18 protein-coding genes are annotated in these 16,754 nt (G+C 61.9%); 4 read left to right on the top strand and 14 right to left on the bottom strand.

Features of this window, described 5'->3' with window-relative positions; translation table 11 throughout:
- Positions 1-321 carry a putative signal transducing protein gene (locus PDMSB3_RS15060; RefSeq protein WP_007180919.1) on the top strand — a complete coding sequence of 107 codons (321 nt, stop codon included), beginning with the start codon at positions 1-3 and terminating at the stop codon, positions 319-321.
- A 216-nt stretch (positions 322-537) separates the two neighbouring features.
- On the opposite strand, the gene PDMSB3_RS15065 is transcribed toward PDMSB3_RS15060, so the two are convergent.
- The 6 genes from PDMSB3_RS15065 to rpsP all read right to left on the bottom strand — a co-directional run bounded on the left by PDMSB3_RS15065 (position 538) and on the right by rpsP (position 4,857).
- Positions 538-1,476 (bottom strand): CobD/CbiB family protein, encoded by a 939-nt coding sequence (locus PDMSB3_RS15065; RefSeq protein ID WP_007180918.1) that lies wholly within the window; start codon positions 1,474-1,476, stop codon positions 538-540.
- A gap of 114 nt (positions 1,477-1,590) precedes the next feature.
- Positions 1,591-2,307 (bottom strand): CoA pyrophosphatase, encoded by a 717-nt coding sequence (locus tag PDMSB3_RS15070; RefSeq protein ID WP_007180917.1) that lies wholly within the window; start codon positions 2,305-2,307, stop codon positions 1,591-1,593.
- Positions 2,308-2,399: 92 nt separating this feature from the next.
- The gene (rplS, locus tag PDMSB3_RS15075; protein ID WP_007180916.1) at positions 2,400-2,789 is read right to left on the bottom strand and encodes a 50S ribosomal protein L19; all 390 of its coding nucleotides are present in this window, start codon (positions 2,787-2,789) and stop codon (positions 2,400-2,402) included.
- A 145-nt stretch (positions 2,790-2,934) separates the two neighbouring features.
- Positions 2,935-3,702 (bottom strand): tRNA (guanosine(37)-N1)-methyltransferase TrmD, encoded by a 768-nt coding sequence (gene trmD, locus PDMSB3_RS15080; protein WP_007180915.1) that lies wholly within the window; start codon positions 3,700-3,702, stop codon positions 2,935-2,937.
- 24 nt (positions 3,703-3,726) lie between these two features.
- Positions 3,727-4,470, bottom strand: coding sequence for a ribosome maturation factor RimM (rimM, locus tag PDMSB3_RS15085; protein ID WP_165186754.1), 744 nt, complete (start codon positions 4,468-4,470; stop codon positions 3,727-3,729).
- Between the two features lie 132 nt (positions 4,471-4,602).
- Positions 4,603-4,857 carry a 30S ribosomal protein S16 gene (gene rpsP / locus PDMSB3_RS15090; protein WP_007180912.1) on the bottom strand — a complete coding sequence of 85 codons (255 nt, stop codon included), beginning with the start codon at positions 4,855-4,857 and terminating at the stop codon, positions 4,603-4,605.
- Between the two features lie 172 nt (positions 4,858-5,029).
- Here rpsP and PDMSB3_RS15095 point away from each other — a divergent pair, with 172 nt between their 5' ends.
- Both PDMSB3_RS15095 and PDMSB3_RS15100 read left to right on the top strand, forming a co-directional pair.
- Positions 5,030-6,214, top strand: a complete 1,185-nt coding sequence (locus PDMSB3_RS15095; RefSeq protein ID WP_007180911.1) for a PQQ-dependent sugar dehydrogenase — start codon at positions 5,030-5,032, stop codon at positions 6,212-6,214.
- A gap of 230 nt (positions 6,215-6,444) precedes the next feature.
- Positions 6,445-6,912, top strand: a complete 468-nt coding sequence (locus tag PDMSB3_RS15100) for an NINE protein (RefSeq protein ID WP_007180910.1) — start codon at positions 6,445-6,447, stop codon at positions 6,910-6,912.
- Positions 6,913-6,928: 16 nt separating this feature from the next.
- Here PDMSB3_RS15100 and PDMSB3_RS15105 read toward each other — a convergent pair whose 3' ends face one another.
- Positions 6,929-8,074 carry a PA0069 family radical SAM protein gene (locus tag PDMSB3_RS15105; RefSeq protein WP_007180909.1) on the bottom strand — a complete coding sequence of 382 codons (1,146 nt, stop codon included), beginning with the start codon at positions 8,072-8,074 and terminating at the stop codon, positions 6,929-6,931.
- A gap of 96 nt (positions 8,075-8,170) precedes the next feature.
- Entirely contained in the window at positions 8,171-8,659 is a 489-nt protein-coding gene (locus PDMSB3_RS15110; RefSeq protein WP_007180908.1) for an Lrp/AsnC ligand binding domain-containing protein, read from the bottom strand.
- 168 nt (positions 8,660-8,827) lie between these two features.
- Here PDMSB3_RS15110 and PDMSB3_RS15115 point away from each other — a divergent pair, with 168 nt between their 5' ends.
- Entirely contained in the window at positions 8,828-10,114 is a 1,287-nt protein-coding gene (locus PDMSB3_RS15115) for a D-amino acid dehydrogenase (protein WP_007180907.1), read from the top strand.
- A gap of 144 nt (positions 10,115-10,258) precedes the next feature.
- Here PDMSB3_RS15115 and PDMSB3_RS15120 read toward each other — a convergent pair whose 3' ends face one another.
- From PDMSB3_RS15120 to PDMSB3_RS15145, 6 genes are all read right to left on the bottom strand, one after another.
- Positions 10,259-12,049, bottom strand: a complete 1,791-nt coding sequence (locus PDMSB3_RS15120) for an acyl-CoA dehydrogenase (RefSeq protein ID WP_165186755.1) — start codon at positions 12,047-12,049, stop codon at positions 10,259-10,261.
- A gap of 102 nt (positions 12,050-12,151) precedes the next feature.
- Positions 12,152-13,087, bottom strand: coding sequence for an electron transfer flavoprotein subunit alpha/FixB family protein (locus PDMSB3_RS15125; protein ID WP_165186775.1), 936 nt, complete (start codon positions 13,085-13,087; stop codon positions 12,152-12,154).
- Between the two features lie 22 nt (positions 13,088-13,109).
- Positions 13,110-13,859 (bottom strand): electron transfer flavoprotein subunit beta/FixA family protein, encoded by a 750-nt coding sequence (locus PDMSB3_RS15130; RefSeq protein ID WP_165186777.1) that lies wholly within the window; start codon positions 13,857-13,859, stop codon positions 13,110-13,112.
- A gap of 237 nt (positions 13,860-14,096) precedes the next feature.
- Positions 14,097-14,894 (bottom strand): MetQ/NlpA family ABC transporter substrate-binding protein, encoded by a 798-nt coding sequence (locus tag PDMSB3_RS15135; RefSeq protein ID WP_165186779.1) that lies wholly within the window; start codon positions 14,892-14,894, stop codon positions 14,097-14,099.
- Positions 14,895-14,928: 34 nt separating this feature from the next.
- On the bottom strand, positions 14,929-15,582 hold the full coding sequence (locus PDMSB3_RS15140) for a methionine ABC transporter permease (protein ID WP_007180902.1): 654 nt from the start codon (positions 15,580-15,582) through the stop codon (positions 14,929-14,931).
- Entirely contained in the window at positions 15,572-16,606 is a 1,035-nt protein-coding gene (locus PDMSB3_RS15145) for a methionine ABC transporter ATP-binding protein (protein ID WP_007180901.1), read from the bottom strand. Before PDMSB3_RS15145 ends, PDMSB3_RS15140 begins: the two co-directional genes overlap by 11 nt.
- Between the last annotated feature and the right edge of the window lie 148 nt (positions 16,607-16,754).

Below are 16,754 nucleotides of genomic sequence, written 5' to 3' on the forward strand. Positions count from 1 at the left end.
ATGAGATTGATGCGCGCGCCGAATCTGATCATCGGGCAGCACTGGGTCAATGTGCTGGCAACCGCGGGCATTGCTTGCGAGTTGCACAACCGTTATCTGAACGGGGCGCTCGGCGATATTCCGGCGGATCAGTGTTCGCCTGAGCTTTGGCTCGTCGATGAACGCGATGAGGCGATGGCCCGAAAGTTGATCGATGCGGCTTCACATGGGCCGGCAGCGGGAACGCCTGGCTGGCTGTGCCGGCAGTGTGGTGAGATGCTCGAAGCGCAGTTTACGGTGTGCTGGAAGTGCGGGACAGCGCGGGATCCGCGAGATGGGTGAAGCGGGTTTTTGTTGACCAGGCGGGGCTCGGTGGCTCGGTGACCGCTGCAGGTTAAAAGCCAACTGTCGTCGTGTTGAGTGTGCTTCGGGCTCGGTGCTGATTGACATTGCTCTTCCCGTGCGAGATCGGTGCCCACTTATTCGAGACGAGTTGTAAGCTCAAAAAAACCGGATCTTATCCGGTTTTTTTGTGTCAATCGCGACTCGGGGGCAACGTCAAGCGAGCCACACCGCGATCGTCAGCATCAGCAGCAGAATCATCCACAGCACCACCGCGCGCCACACCAGACCCACGGCCGATTGCAGCGTGCGCGGCGTGCAGTCGTCGCCGACCTGCATCGGGCCGCCGTCGCCGGTGGCTAGCGCATCGAGGCTGGACGGCTCAGCCAGCGGCCCGCTCAGGCGCGCGCCCAGCGCACCGCTGCCCGCGGCCAGTAACACGCCGTCGTTCGCATCCGGCCACTGACGCGCATGATTGCGCCACGCATAAATCGCGTCTTCGAAATTGCCGACAATCGCAAAGCCCAGCGACGTCAGCCGCGCGGGCACCCAGTCGATCACGAAGAAGGCACGCTGTGCGAAGCTCGAAAACGCGACCGTGCGATCGTCCACCGGCCGCGCCCATGCGCGCGCGAGATATTCGGCAATCCGGTACAGCACCGCGCCCGCCGGTCCGACCGGAATCAGAAACCAGAAGAACACACCGAACACGTGCCGATGCGAAGCGACCACCGCATGAATCAGCGTATGGCGCACGATTTCGCTGACAGGCATGTCAACAGTATCGAGTCCGGTCCACTCGTTCAGGATTTCACGCGCGTGCGGCACGTCGTCGTTATTCAACGCGAGGTGGATGTCCGTGAAGTAATGGCTGAACTGGCGAAAGCCGAGCGTGAAGTACAGCACCGCGACGTTCCACAAGAACGCCAGCGCAAAGTGAATGTGGTAAAGCACGTAGTAGACGAGCGCAACGGCCAGCGTCCAGGGCACCACCACCACGAGCCAGGCAAGCAGGCCATGCTTCGGCTTGCCGGCATCGAATCCGTGCGCCGCCGACTCCGCATGGTATTGAAGCAGCGCTGACACCGGATTGTTCGGCGACAGCGCACGCATTTGTTCAATGATCAGGGCCAGCAATACAGAGAAAAAAGTCATGCGATGCGCCGTGCTTTTCGAGTTTTACGATTGTTTTATAACGATAGCACAGGGTCGGATGCGACTGAGCGCAGACGTTGACAAACACCCAACAACTGCACAGTTCCGTGCGGTTTACGCCGCAAGAAAGCGATAGAAGTTGCGCAGCATCGCAGCCGTCGCGCCCCAGATGAAGTAGTGTCCGCCGACTTCGCTCCCGCTTTGCCCAGCTTCAGCCGACGCGCCGCGCGGATACGGCATGGCGAAAAAGCGCCGCTCGCCACCCTCATAGCGGAACACGCGCTCCTCGTGATGGGCAGGGTTCATCAGAAAGGCGAGCGGCACTTCGAAGACTTCGGCTACTTCGAGCGCGTCCGCTTTCACCGTGAACGGCGGATGCACGAGGCCGATGACCGGCGTCACGCGAAAGCCGGTGCCCGTCAGATAGTCGGGCAATGCGCCGAGAATTTCCACACGCGACGGCGCGAGACCGACCTCCTCCTGTGCTTCGCGCAGCGCGGTCGCGGTGGCGTCGGCATCGAAGGGTTCGTGACGGCCGCCGGGAAAGCTCACCTGTCCGGCGTGATCGTTCAGATGGTCGGCGCGCTGCGTCAGCAGCACGGTCAGACCGTGCTCGCGGATCACTAGCGGCACGAGCACTGCCGCGACTCGTGGATCGGCATGGGTATCGCGCCAAGGCGCTTCGACGAAAGGCTCGGGGGTCCAGGCAAGAGGCTGCTCGAAGCGTGCGCGCAGGCCGTCAGGCGTGAGACGGTCGCCGGCCACTGGCGGCAGATCGGCGCCCGTCGCTTCGACAGGCAGAGTTTCAGGCTCAAAGACGGGGCGGATCAACGGGTCTCTCGAAATGAGCGGATAGGGGACATGCCGCTATTTTGACCTGGCAAACAAAAAAGCACCCGCGAGGGTGCTTTTTCTTACAGCATTTACGCTTCCGGAGCAGCGCGGTCTTTCTTCGCGACCAGCTTTTCCTTGATTCGAGCCGACTTGCCCGAACGGTCGCGCAGGTAGTACAGCTTCGCACGACGCACGTCGCCGCGACGCTTCACGACGATGCTCGCCAGCAGCGGCGAGTACGTCTGGAACGTACGCTCGACGCCTTCGCCCGACGAAATCTTGCGGACGATGAACGACGAATTCAGACCACGGTTACGCTTGGCGATCACGACGCCTTCGTAAGCCTGAACACGCTTACGCGTACCTTCAACCACGTTCACGCTGACGATCACCGTATCGCCGGGGGCGAATTCGGGGATGGTCTTCTCGCCGAGGGCGCGCGCGATTTCTTCCTGCTCGAGTTTTGCAATCAGATTCATCACTGACTCCTAAGTCCATCTTGTCGGCGTTCGTACCTGCCTCGCAGAAAATGCTCGGCTACGGCCCCGATAGAGGATGGGTTCACATCTGGCGCCGTGCACGCATGCGCGGCGCCGCCTAATGTCCGCTCGAAAGACCAAGGCTTTACGCCTTCGACTCTTCCTTCGCGAGACTCGCGAGCCATGCCTCGTCGGCACGGCTCAACATCTTGTTCTTTCTGGCCTTCACGATCAGATCGGGCCGCTTGTTCAACGTGTTGCGCAAGGCTTCACGCCGACGCCACGCTTCGATCTCCGCATGATGGCCGCCGAGCAGCACATCGGGAACACGCACGCCGTTGTATTCCTCCGGGCGCGTGTAATGCGGACAATCCAGCAGCACGTCGACAAAACTGTCCTGCACCGCAGACTGCGAGTCGTTGAGCACACCGGGCAACTGACGCACCACGGCATCCATCAACGCCATGGCCGGCAATTCACCGCCTGACAGCACGAAGTCGCCAAGGCTGACTTCTTCGTCGACAACACGGTCGAGCAAACGCTGGTCGATCGCTTCATAGCGCCCGCACAACAGGATCAGGCCAGGCTCGGCAGCAAACCGCATGACACTGTCGTGATTCAGCGTGACACCTTGCGGTGACATCATCACGACGCGCGAGGCGCCGATGCCCTGCTCCGCCTGCGCCGCTTTCGCCGCGCCGATCGCGTCTTCCAGCGGCCTCGCCAGCATCACCATGCCGGGTCCGCCGCCGTACGGGCGATCGTCAATTGTGCGGTAGTTGTCGGTCGTGAAATCGCGCGGATTCCACGTACGCAAACTGTAGCGCTCCTGCTTCGCCGCACGGCTGGTGATACCCCAGTCGGTCAGCGCACGAAACATGTCCGGAAAGAGCGTGATGACATCGAACTGCATCGCTCTCTCCATTCAGCGAATTATTTAGTAATCGGCTTCCCAGTCGACGGTGATCCGCTTCGCCGCCTGGTCTACCGTTTTGACAAAGACACCGACGAACGGAATTAAACGCTCGCCGGTGACCGGCTTGCCGCTTTTGTCGGTAGCCGGATATTCGATACGCAACACCGAGTGCGCACCGTTGTCGACCATGTCTGCAACCTTGCCGAGATTGACACCGGCAACGTTCACCACGTCCAGGCCGAGCAGGTCGACCCAGTAGAATTCGTCGACTCCGAGAGCCGGAAACTCGCTGCGGCTGATATAGACGCGGGAGCCGCGCAGTGCAAGCGCCACATCGCGGTCAGTGACGCCGCCCAGATGAGCCACCACACTGTCGCTATGCGTTTTCGCCTGCAACGACGGCGCCGATTTGCGCTCCTGGCCTTTGAGCAGCCACCAGCGCTTCGCGCTCAGCAAAGCGTCGCCACCGTGGCCGGCATCCGCATGAGCGGCGACCTTGACCCAGCCTTTGAGGCCGTAAGCGTCGACGATTGCGCCGACCTCGACCGCATCGGCAGGCCAGCTTTCTGCCGTTTCCATGCGCATTTCTGCTGCACCGGAACCGGTGTTTGCAGCATTGGCTTTCGCCTTGCCTTCGGTTTTTTCGACCGGCTTGCGAACGAAGGCACCGAACGGTACCTGACCAGACGTCTTCGCGCGCGAGGTTGCCGCTTTTGGCGCTTGTGCCTTTGCGCGAGCTGGACTGCCGGACTCACGCTCAGACATAAGAAAACCTCGCTGCCAGCTTCGACGCCTGCTTCAGCAAAACAATTCGCGCATCGGACTGCTCATTGGGCCGCTCACGCAAACCGCGCGAGCCGCCGGTCGAACCGACGACGATACGCAGGCTAGCCACCATTAAGCAGCCGGCTGCGCCTTTGCAGCTTCCTTCACGAGACGCTCGACGGTCGGCGACAGTTGCGCGCCAACGCCTTGCCAGTACGTGAGGCGATCCTGAGCGATACGGAGGGATTCGCCCTTCGTAGCGACCGGGTTGTAGAAGCCAACGCGCTCGATGAAGCGGCCGTCACGACGGTTACGCGAATCGGTTGCGACGATGTTGTAGAACGGGCGCTTCTTGGAGCCGCCACGAGCCAAGCGGATGATGACCATACTAGAATCCTTGAAAACCGGGGTTCGGAACGACTGAAACACGCGATTATAGCGGGAAACCAACGCCATAACAAACACTTACCGGGATAAACTGAGCGGCGGGGTTGCGCCGGCCACAACACCGGCGCCCCCGTACCACGCCGAAACGCCCGAATTACCTGACGGAGCGCCCTTGAAACTCTTGCCGCCAATTGTGCTCTTGCGCGCTTTTTTCAACGCCGCCACACGGTTTGGCGGCTCAGCGCGCACTTTGCGAAGCCGGAGCCTGCGCACCGGCGCGGCCGTATTGCTCGCCGCGACCGCCCTGCCGGCTCTCGCCGCACTGCCGGTGGAGCGGATCAAACTGCCGCCGGGCTTCCATATTGAGGTGTTGTCGGACGCCGTGCCAAGCGCACGAGCGATGGCGCTTTCGCCGAAGGGCATTCTCTATATAGGCAGCCTTGACGGCCACGTCTATGCGCTCGAATTGCAAAACGGGCACGTGAGCGCTCGCCACGTGATCGCTTCCGGATTGGAAATACCGGCCGGCGTGGCATGGCGCGACGGCGCGCTCTATGTATCGGCGGTGTCGAAAATTCTTCGCTTCGACGCGATCGACGCGCGCCTGAACGATCCGCCCAAGCCTGCCGTCGTGATCGACTCCCTGCCCACGGAGACGCACCACGGCTGGAAATTCATCGCTTTTGGGCCGGACGGCAAGCTGTACGTGCCGCAAGGTGCGCCTTGCAACGTATGCCTGAAAGACCGCAATCGCTTCGGCCTGATCGGCCGCATGGACCCGGACGGCAGTCACTACGAGATCGTAGCGCGCGGCATCCGCAATTCGGTCGGCTTCGCGTGGCACCCGGTGACACACGAACTGTGGTTCACCGACAACGGCCGCGATCTGCTGGGCGACGACGTGCCGGACGACAAACTCAACCGCGCGCCGCGTGCCGGGATGGATTTCGGCTTTCCGTATTGCCACGGCGGCGACACGCCCGATCCTGAATTCGGCAAAGATCATCCGTGCAGCGGCTTTACGCCGCCCGCAGTCAAACTCGGTGCGCATGTCGCGGCGCTCGGTATGCGCTTTTATAGCGGTTCGATGTTTCCAGCCGCTTACCGGAACACGATTTTCATCGCTGAGCACGGTTCGTGGAATCGCAGCAAGAAAGTCGGCTATCGCGTCGTGCATGTAGTCACGGATCCGGACGGCAACAACGCCCACCAGGAAGTCTTCGCCGAGGGGTGGCTGCAATCTGGCGAGTCGGTCTGGGGCCGCCCCGCCGACGTGTTGCCGCTGCCTGACGGCTCGCTCCTGATCAGCGACGACTACGCCGGCGCTGTCTATCGCGTCACCTATTCGGCGCCGTAGCGGGCCCTTGAGCAATAATCAGCGGCCGGGCGCGCGGAAAACCCGGAAGCCCGGCCATCCAGCCCAACCGGCCACCCGCGCCGCCAACGCAACTCCAATCCGGCGCTTCCTGACAACCCCCGCCCCGCAGGCCACATGCCCCTTCGCCTGCGGCGGGCGTAGAATGCGCGTCGGTCCGCGCGAGCCGCGCGCCGCTCCTTTCGACCGTCTGCCACTCTGCTCTCGCCTACATGTCCACCCTTGCTTCGACTTCCCTGCGCTTCAGATCCAAGACGATTACCGCCGCGCTGGCGTTCTTCTTCGGCTGCCTTGGCGCTCACCGCTTCTATCTGTACGGCAAGCGCGACCTCTACGGCTGGGCCCACGTGATCGGCACGCTGCTCGGCATTCCGGGCGCCATGCTGGTGGCGGCGAGCGACCGGGCTTCCATGCTCGGCTGGATGCTGGCGCTTCCCGGTGCGGTTTCGCTGCTCGCCGGGTTTCTCGCCGCGATCGTCTACGGGCTGCGTCCGGATGAAAAGTGGGATGCACAGTTCAACGCCCAGAGCGAGCGCCAAAGCCGCTCCGGTTGGACAGTTATTTTCGTCGTGATTTTTTCGCTGCTGATCGGCGCCTTCCTGCTGATGACAGGACTCGCCATTTCATTCCAGACCTACTTCGAAGGCCAGGTACAGGCGGCCAAAGCACTCTCGCAATGATCCGCCACACGCTGCGCTAAAAAAGATCCAGTTGAGAGTCGTTGCGCGCCGGTTGGTTGGCACGCGACGGTTCGACCCGGCGAAAGTGCGACATATCGAGAATGCCGCGGTCACGCTGGTTCAGACCCAGCCGGCGCACCGCCTTGTGGAATCGCTGCTTGAGTAGATCCGCCCACAACCCCTCTCCCTTCATGCGTGTGGAAAAAGACGAGTCATAGTCCTTCCCGCCCCGCATGTCTCGCACCCGGCCCATGACCCGTTCGGCGCGATCCGGAAAATGCGCTGAGAGCCAATCCTTGAATAGCGGCGCGACTTCCCACGGTAAACGCAGCACGATATAGCTCGCATTGCTTGCGCCGGCCTCTGCACAGGCTTCCAGCACGCGCTCCATGTCTGGTTCGGTGACGAACGGAATCACCGGCGCGATGCTGACGCCGACCGGAATCCCCGCCTCGCTCAACGTGCGAATGGTGCGTAGCCGCCGCGACGGCGTAGCCGCGCGCGGTTCGAGCGTGCGGGCGATCCCGGCGTCCAGCGTAGTGATGGTAATGGCGGCCATGAATTGCCCGCGCGCTGCCATAGGCGCCAGCAGATCGAGATCGCGTTCGATCAGCGACGACTTGGTGATTGCGGCAAACGGATGATGCCGCTCGCTGAGCACTTCGATCACGTGGCGCGTGAGTTGCAAGTCGCGCTCGGCGGGCTGCCACGCGTCGGTATTCACGCCTAGCGCAATTGGCTCCGGCACGTAGGACTTTTTCGACAGTTCCCGCTCGAGCAACTCCGGCGCGTTGACCTTGGCATAGATCCGGCTTTCGAAGTCGAGCCCTGGCGAGAGCCCCAGATAACTGTGCGTGGGCCGAGCAAAACAATAGATGCAGCCGTGCTCGCAACCGCGGTAAGGATTCAGCGACACACCGAAAGGAATATCCGGCGACGCATTGCGGGTGAGAATGGTCTTGGCGCGCTCCTCGAAGACCTGCGTACGCAAGACCTTCGGCTCGTCATCCTCTTCCGCCGGCAACAGCCAGCCGTCGTCGACCGCTTCGCGCTGGTCGACTTCGTAGCGCCCTTGCAGGTTCGTCACCGCACCGCGCCCCTTGCGAGGCGCGGGCGGCGCGATCGGAAATTCGTTGACGAGTTGGGAGTCGGAGTCGGTCACGGGTAGAACACGCAAAACATAAACGGCGCAAAATACCTGTATAAATATACAGTGTTTACGCCGTTTGTCGAGCCCCGTTCCGGCTTGCCCTAGCGTTCAATCCCCAACCGCAATCGTCAGCGTTTCCTTGATCTCCTCCATCACCACGTAGCTTTTCGACTGCACCGCACCGGGCAACTGCAGCAGGATATCGCCGAGCAGCTTCCGGTAATCGGCCATTTCGCCGATGCGCGCCTTGATCAGATAGTCGAAGTCACCCGAGACGAGGTGGCACTCCAGCACCTCCGGAATCTTCTGCACCTCGCGGCGGAACTGGTCGAACATGTTGCCGCTCTTGTGGTCCAGCGTGATCTCGACGAACACCAGCAGCGCCGCGCCCAGCTCCGCCGGGTTCACGCGCGCGTGGTAGCCGGTTATCACACCGTCGCGCTCCATCCGCTTGACGCGTTCGATACACGGCGTGACCGACAATCCGACCTGTTCGGCCAGGTCTTTCATGGCCATCCGGCCGTCCTGCTGCAAGAGGCGCAGGATCTTGTGATCGAGTTTGTCGAGAGCCCGGACCGGTTGGCGCTGTGTACGCATGATGTTTTTGCTGAAAATCTTGAAAATACAATAACAAAACCTGCCTGACTGTTAATAGTATAGCGGTTAACACTGGGCGACCCGCGTTACACCTCGTTAATCGAACGAATTCCAACGACTCGACGAGCGCACCGCCCTCAGAACTCATCTGAATATCCTGGAGCATCTATGCGAGTCGTCGTTTTGGGCAGTGGCGTCGTCGGGGTGACGAGTGCGTATTACCTGGCGCGCGCCGGTCACGAAGTGACCGTTATCGATCGCGAGGCCGGCCCGGCGCTCGAAACCAGTTTCGCCAATGCCGGTCAGATCTCGCCCGGCTACGCGTCGCCGTGGGCCGCGCCGGGTGTGCCGCTGAAGGCCGTCAAGTGGATGTTCCAGAAGCACGCGCCGCTCGCAATCCGCCTCGACGGAACGCAATTCCAGTTGCAATGGATGTGGCAGATGCTGCAAAACTGCACGTCGTCGCGCTATGCGGTGAACAAGGGCCGCATGGTCCGCCTCGCCGAATACAGCCGCGACTGCCTGCAAGCGCTGCGCGCTGAAACCGGCATCCAGTACGAAGGGCGCACCGGCGGCACGCTGCAGGTGTTTCGCACGCAGCAGCAATTCGACGGCGCCGCTAAAGATATCGCCGTGCTGCGGGAAGCCAATGTGCCGTACGAACTGCTGTCGCCGGCTGAACTGGCGCAGGCGGAACCGGCGCTCGCCGCGGTGTCGCACAAGCTGACCGGCGGTCTTCGCCTGCCGGGCGATGAAACCGGCGACTGCCAGATGTTCACCACGCGCCTCGCCGCGCTGGCGGAACAACTGGGCGTCAAATTCCGCTACAACACGCCGATCGACGCACTTGCAATGGCGGGCGACCGCATCGCCGGCGTGAAGTGCGGCGAAGAGCTCGTGCGCGCCGATTCGTTCGTCGTCGCGCTGGGTTCCTACTCCACCCAATTCCTGTCCGGTCTGGTGAAGATCCCCGTGTATCCGCTCAAGGGTTATTCGATCACCGCGCCGATCGTCAACGAAGCATCGGCACCAGTCTCGACGGTGCTGGACGAAACCTACAAGATCGCGATCACGCGTTTCGACGACCGGATTCGCGTGGGCGGCATGGCCGAGATTGTCGGCTTCGACAAATCGCTGCGCCAGGCGCGTCGTGAAACGCTGGAGCTGTGCGTGAACGATCTGTTCCCGGGCGGCGGCGATACGTCGAAAGCCACGTTCTGGTCCGGTCTGCGCCCCATGACGCCGGACGGCACGCCGATCGTCGGCCGCACGCCGGTGGCCAACCTGTTCCTGAACACGGGCCACGGCACGCTGGGCTGGACGATGTCGTGCGGCTCGGGCCAACTGCTCGCCGACGTGATGTCGGGCAAGCAGCCGGCCATCAAGGCGGACGACCTGTCGGTGCATCGCTATCTCGGTGAGAGCGGCGGTGCGCCTCGGCCGGCTTATGCCTGAAGTGGTTTAACGACGCTTCGCGAGCGGTTGAGCTGGCATGTGATCTCACAGACCAGCGCCGCAAAAGCAAACGGCGCCTCACGCAAGGCGCTGTTCGTTTTTTCAAGCGAATTTTTTCAAGCGAAGTTAGAAACAGAAGCAGCGTCAGAACTGATCTTCAGACAGCGCCAGCACGCTCTCGCCACCCTTCGCGCTGACAATCGACGCCTCGAGCGCCGAGGCCAGCGGCAGCAGGTGCTCGGCATAGAACTGCGCGGTCGCGATCTTGGCGCCGTAGAACGAAGGGTCTTCGTCGCGCTTCCCGGCCGCCACGAGCAGCGCACGCGCCATCTGCCAGCCGCCGAGCACGATGCCCGGGAGTTTCAGATACGGCACGCTGCCGGCGAATACCGCATTCGGGTCACTCTTCGTATTGGCGACCACAAACTCAACCACCGCGCTCAACGAGCGATGACCCTGCGCGAGATACTTCTTCATCGACTCGAACGCCGGGCCTTGCTGCGCGCCGAGTGCTTCGATCGTTTCAGCCACTCCGGCGAGCAGCGACTTCGCTATCTTGCCGCCGTCGCGCACCGTCTTGCGGCCGATCAGGTCGTTGGCCTGAATCGCGGTCGTGCCTTCGTAAATAGGCAGAATGCGCGCGTCGCGGTAGTACTGCGCAGCGCCGGTTTCCTCGATGAAGCCCATGCCGCCATGCACCTGCACGCCGAGGCTCGTCACATCGATCGACAGTTCCGTGCTCCAGCCCTTCACGATCGGCACGAGGTATTCGTAGATCGCCTGATGTTCCGCTCGCGTGGCTTCGTCCGCGTGACGGTGCGCGATATCGCAATGAGCTGCAGCCACGTAAGCCAGCGCACGCGACGCCTCGGTCAGGCCGCGCATGGTCGCGAGCATGCGGCGCACGTCGGGGTGCTGAATGATCGCGACCGGCTGTTTCGCGGAACCATCCACCGGACGGCTTTGCACGCGGTCTTTCGCGTACGCCACCGCCTTCTGGTAAGCACGATCCGACACGCCGATGCCTTGCATGCCAACCGCAAACCGCGCCGCGTTCATCATGATGAACATGTACTCGAGACCGCGATTTTCCTCGCCGATCAGATGACCGATCGCACCGCCGTGGTCGCCGAACTGCAGCACCGCGGTCGGGCTCGCCTTGATGCCGAGCTTGTGTTCGATCGACACGCAATGCACGTCGTTGCGCTCGCCGAGCGAACCGTCTTCATTGACGAGAAACTTCGGCACGATGAAGAGCGAAATGCCCTTCACGCCTTCGGGTGCGTTCGGCGTGCGCGCCAGCACGAGATGCGCGATGTTCTTCGCCATGTCGTGCTCGCCCCACGTGATGAAAATCTTCGTGCCGAACAGTTTGAACGAACCGTCGCCCTGCGGTTCGGCGCGCGTGCGCACCAGCGCGAGATCGGAGCCGGCCTGCGGCTCGGTCAGGTTCATCGTGCCGGTCCATTCGCCGGAAATGAGCTTGGGCACGTACGTTTGTTTCTGCTCCTCGCTGCCCGCCGTGAGCAGCGCCTCGATGGCGCCATCCGTGAGCAGCGGGCACAGCGCGAACGACAGATTCGACGCGTTGAGCATCTCGATACAGGCTGTGGCAATCAGCTTGGGCAAACCCTGGCCATCGTAGTCGAGCGGATGCTGCACGCCTTGCCAACCGCCTTCGCCGAACTGCCGGAACGCTTCCCTGAAGCCAGGCGTTGCGGTGACCACGCCGTCTTTCCAGCTGCTCGGATTGCGATCGCCTTCGACATTCAGCGGTGCCAGCACTTCGCTGCACAGTTTCGCCGACTCTTCGAGCACGGCCTGCGCGGTGTCGAGGTTCGCGTCTTCGAAGCCCGGCAGCGTCGCGATGTGTTCGAGACCGGCCAGTTCTTTCATCACGAACAGCATGTCCTTGATGGGTGCCGTATAGCTCATTTCCGTCTCCTCCCGCCGTTGATATAAAAAAAGGACGCTGGACTTGATCGGTCCCGCGCCCTTCCTGTGCTGCCAGACGCCTTTTTTAAGGCGTTACGGCGCTTAACCGAGCTCGCTAACGAGTTCGGGCACGACCGTGAACAGATCGCCCACCAGACCATAATCGGCGACGCTGAAAATCGGCGCTTCCGCGTCCTTGTTGATTGCGACGATCACTTTGCTGTCTTTCATGCCGGCCAGATGCTGGATCGCACCCGAGATGCCGATCGCCACATACAGTTGCGGTGCGACGATCTTGCCGGTTTGTCCCACCTGATAGTCGTTCGGCACGAAGCCCGCATCGACGGCGGCACGCGATGCGCCCAGCGCCGCGTTCAGCTTGTCGGCCAGCGGTTCGAGAACCTTCGTGTAGTTCTCGCCGTTGCCCAGACCGCGGCCACCCGAGACGATGATCTTCGCCGACGTCAGTTCCGGACGATCCAGCTTCGTCACTTCACGGCTGACGAACTGCGAGATACCGCTGTCCGCTGCCGCTTCGATTTTCTCCACCGATGCGCTGCCGCCTTCGGCCGCGACTGCGTCGAAGCCGGTGGAGCGCACCGTGATGACCTTGATCGGGTCTTGAGATTGCACCGTTGCGATCGCATTGCCCGCGTAGATCGGGCGTTCAAACGTATCGGCGCTATCCACCGCCGTGATATCGCTGATCTGCGCAACATCGAGCTTCGCGGCGATGCGCGGGGCGATGTTCTTGCCGTACGCCGTCGCCGGGGCGAGGATGTGCGTGTAGTCCTTTGCGATGTTCAGCACTGTCGCTTCGACGTTTTCCGCGAGGCCCGCTTCGAGTTGCGGCGCGTCGGCCAGCAGCACTTTGGTCACGCCGGCAATCTTCGCTGCGGCATCTGCTGCGGCTTGTGCGTTGTGACCGGCCACCAGCACGTGAATGTCACCGCCAATCTTCTGTGCCGCTGCGATCGTATTCAGCGTCGCGGCCTTGATCGACGCGTTGTCGTGTTCTGCTATTACCAGATTCGTCATTTCGTCCGTCTCCGCGTTTTACTTAAAGCACCTTGGCTTCGGTCTTCAGCTTCTCGACCAGCGTCTTCACATCCGGCACCTTCACACCAGCGGAGCGCCTGGGCGGCTCGACAACCTTCAGCGTCTTCAGGCGCGGCGTGACGTCAACGCCGAGATCTTCCGGCCTGATCGTTTCCAGCGGCTTTTTCTTCGCCTTCATGATGTTCGGCAGCGTCACGTAGCGCGGCTCGTTCAGGCGCAGGTCGGTCGTGATCACTGCGGGCAGCGTCAGCGACAGCGTTTCAGCGCCGCCGTCCACTTCACGCGAAACCGTCGCCTTGCCGTCAGCCACGACAACCTTCGAGGCGAACGTCGCCTGCGGCAACCCGGCCAAAGCAGCCAGCATCTGACCGGTCTGGTTCGAATCGTCGTCGATAGCCTGCTTGCCGAGAATGACCAGCGAAGGCTCTTCCCTGTCCACCAGCGCCTTCAGCAGTTTGGCCACGGCCAGCGGTTGCAGTTCTTCGGAAGACTCGACCAGGATCGCGCGATCCGCGCCGATCGCCAGCGCCGTGCGCAGCGTTTCCTGCGACTGCGTGACGCCCGCCGACACGGCGATCACTTCGGTCGCCACACCCGCTTCCTTCAACCGCACCGCTTCTTCAACCGCGATTTCATCGAACGGATTCATCGACATCTTCACGTTCGCGATGTCGACGCCCGTGCCGTCCGACTTCACCCGGACTTTCACGTTGTAATCGACTACTCTTTTGACTGGCACCAGGATTTTCATGCACACGCTCCAAAGTTACGAATACGTCAACCCAACGAGCATTATAACGACTGCCCTCGCGGCAGCCCTGTCGCGGGCGCTTTAGCAGGAGGATATCGCTCCTCAGCGGCGCGACGGCAATATCGAACGGTCGTTCTATTTTAATCTCGAAAAAACCCGGGAGACAACCCCGGGTTCCGACCTACGACTCTAATTTTGCATTGCCGTCTTGTCTTGCTTGTTCCGCAGGCCGTCGGCTCACCACGCGGTGATCACCGACCCGCCGAATTTGCTTTCAACAAACTGCTTCACTTCCGGCGAATGATACGCCGCGACCAGTTTGGCGACCCACGGCTTATTCCTGTCCGCCTCGCGGATCGCGATGACGTTCACATAAGGGCCCTTCGGATCTTCAATTGCGATGGCGTCCTGCTTGGGTTTCAGACCCGCTTCCATCGCGAAGTTCGTATTGATCGCGGCAGCGTCCACATCGTTTAGCGAGCGCGGAATCTGCGCGGCGTCGAGTTCGACGATCTTCAGCTTCTTCGGGTTGTCGACAATGTCGAGCGGTGTCGCCTTCAGACCGGCATCGGCGCGCAGTTTCAGCAAGCCCTGCTTTTGCAGCAACAGGAGTGCGCGGCCGCCGTTGGTCGGATCGTTCGGCACCGCGATCTTCGCGCCCGGCTGCAACTCGGCGAGCAACTTCACTTTCTTCGAATAGATGCCCATCGGGTACGTCACCGTATCCGCGACACGGACCAGCTTGTAGCCGCGGTCCTTCACCTGCGCCTGCAGATACGGGTCGTGCTGATAGCTGTTCGCGTCCAGATCGCCGCCGGCGAGCGCGGCGTTCGGCTGCACGTAGTCGGAGAATTCGACAATCTTGATGTTCAGGCCGTTTTTCGCCGCGACCGTCTTCACGACTTCCATGATCTGCGCATGCGGACCGCCGGTGACGCCGACCTTGATCGTGTCTTCAGCGTGAGCCACGCCGGTGGCGAACAGTGACGCGGCGCCGAATGCGGCGGCCAGTTTCAGAATGAGACGACGTTGCATGTTGGACATTCCCGAATCTATCGATTTTGTTGTTTTACTTATGGCTCAAGCGACGCACGAGCCAATCCCCAAACGACTGCACCAGTTGCACGAAGACGATCAGAATCACCACGACCGTCAACATCACTTCCGGCAGGAAACGCTGATACCCGTAACGAATGCCGAGATCGCCGAGACCGCCGCCGCCGATCGCGCCGGCCATTGCCGAATAGCCGACCAGCGAGACGAAAGTGATCGTCAGGCCGGCGACCACGCCCGGCAGCGATTCCGGCAACAACACCTTGAAGACGATCTGGCTGGTGGTCGCGCCCATCGCCTGCGCGGCTTCGATCAGTCCGCGATCCACTTCGCGCAACGCGGTCTCGACCAGACGCGCGATGAACGGCGCGGCGGCGATCGTCAGCGGCACGACAGCGGCCGCCGTGCCGATCGACGAACCCACCACGAGGCGCGTGAACGGAATCACGGCCACGAGCAGGATGATGAACGGCGTCGAACGAACCGCATTGACGACCACACCCATCACGCGATTCACCGCGATGTTCTGCAGCACGCCCTGGCGATCCGTCAGATACAGCAGCACACCGAGCGGCAAACCCACCAACGCGCCGACCAGTCCCGAAATGCCCACCATCACGAGCGTTTCCCAGAACGACTGGACGAACATATCCAGCATTTCACTCAACATACGAGAGTTCCTCCACCACCACACCCTGTTCACGCAGATACGTCAATGCCCGCGCCACGTTCGCCGGTTCGCCGCCCGCCAGCACCGCGAGCGAGCCGAAAGCCTGCCCCTGGATCTCGTCGATCTGGCCGTGCAGGATGTTGAAGTCGAGTTCGTAGCGGCGAATGGTTTCCGACAGGATCGGCTGATCGACGCCGGAGCCGGTGAACGCGAGCCGCAGCAAGTGGCCGCTGCCGGTCTTGAGTCGTTCTGCGACGCGCGCCTTCATGGCGGGTGGCAGTTCCTGCGCGATCACGTCGCCGATCAACGCGCGCGTGACTTCATGATGCGGTTGCAGGAACACGTCGATAACCTTGCCCTCTTCGACCACGCGGCCCGCATCCAGCACCGCGACGCGGTCGCAGACCTGCTTGATCACGTCCATCTGGTGCGTGATCAGCACGATCGTCAGGTTCAGTTCACGATTGATGCGCTTGAGCAGGTCGAGGATCGAGCGCGTGGTTTCGGGATCGAGCGCGGACGTCGCTTCGTCGGAGAGCAGCACTTTCGGCTTGCTCGCCAGCGCCCGTGCGATACCGACGCGCTGCTTCTGGCCGCCGCTGATCTGCGCCGGATAGCGATCCTTCTGCGCCGTCAGGCCGACCAGTTCGAGCAGCGGCAGCACGTTCGCTTCGATTTCATCGCGCTTCATGCCGGCGAGTTCGAGCGGCAGCGCGACGTTCCCGTACACGGTGCGCGACGACAGCAGGTTGAAGTGCTGGAAGATCATGCCGATCTCGCGACGCGCCTCGCGCAGTTGGGCTGCGGGCAGCGTCGTCAGATCGCGGCCGTTGACGACGATATTGCCTTCGCTCGGGCGCGTCAGCAGGTTGATGGTGCGCACGAGCGTACTCTTGCCCGCGCCGCTGCGGCCGATGATGCCGAACACCTCGCCCGCCGGAATCGACAGATTGACGTTGTGCAGCGCCTCGACCCAGCCCCGGGGCCCGGCGAACCGCTGGGAGATATTGCGTATTTCGATCATGGGAAAACGAAACGGCGGCGACTGTCAGCGCGCGTCATGCGCTCGCGACAAGCGGCCGCCGTTGCTTTTATTGGGATTTGAGCCGGCAATTCTACCGCAGCGCCGACATTCCCTTTAATAATCAATTACGATCTTTTCATAACCGGTT

The organism is Paraburkholderia dioscoreae, assembly GCF_902459535.1.
Taxonomy (GTDB): Bacteria; Pseudomonadota; Gammaproteobacteria; order Burkholderiales; family Burkholderiaceae; genus Paraburkholderia; species Paraburkholderia dioscoreae.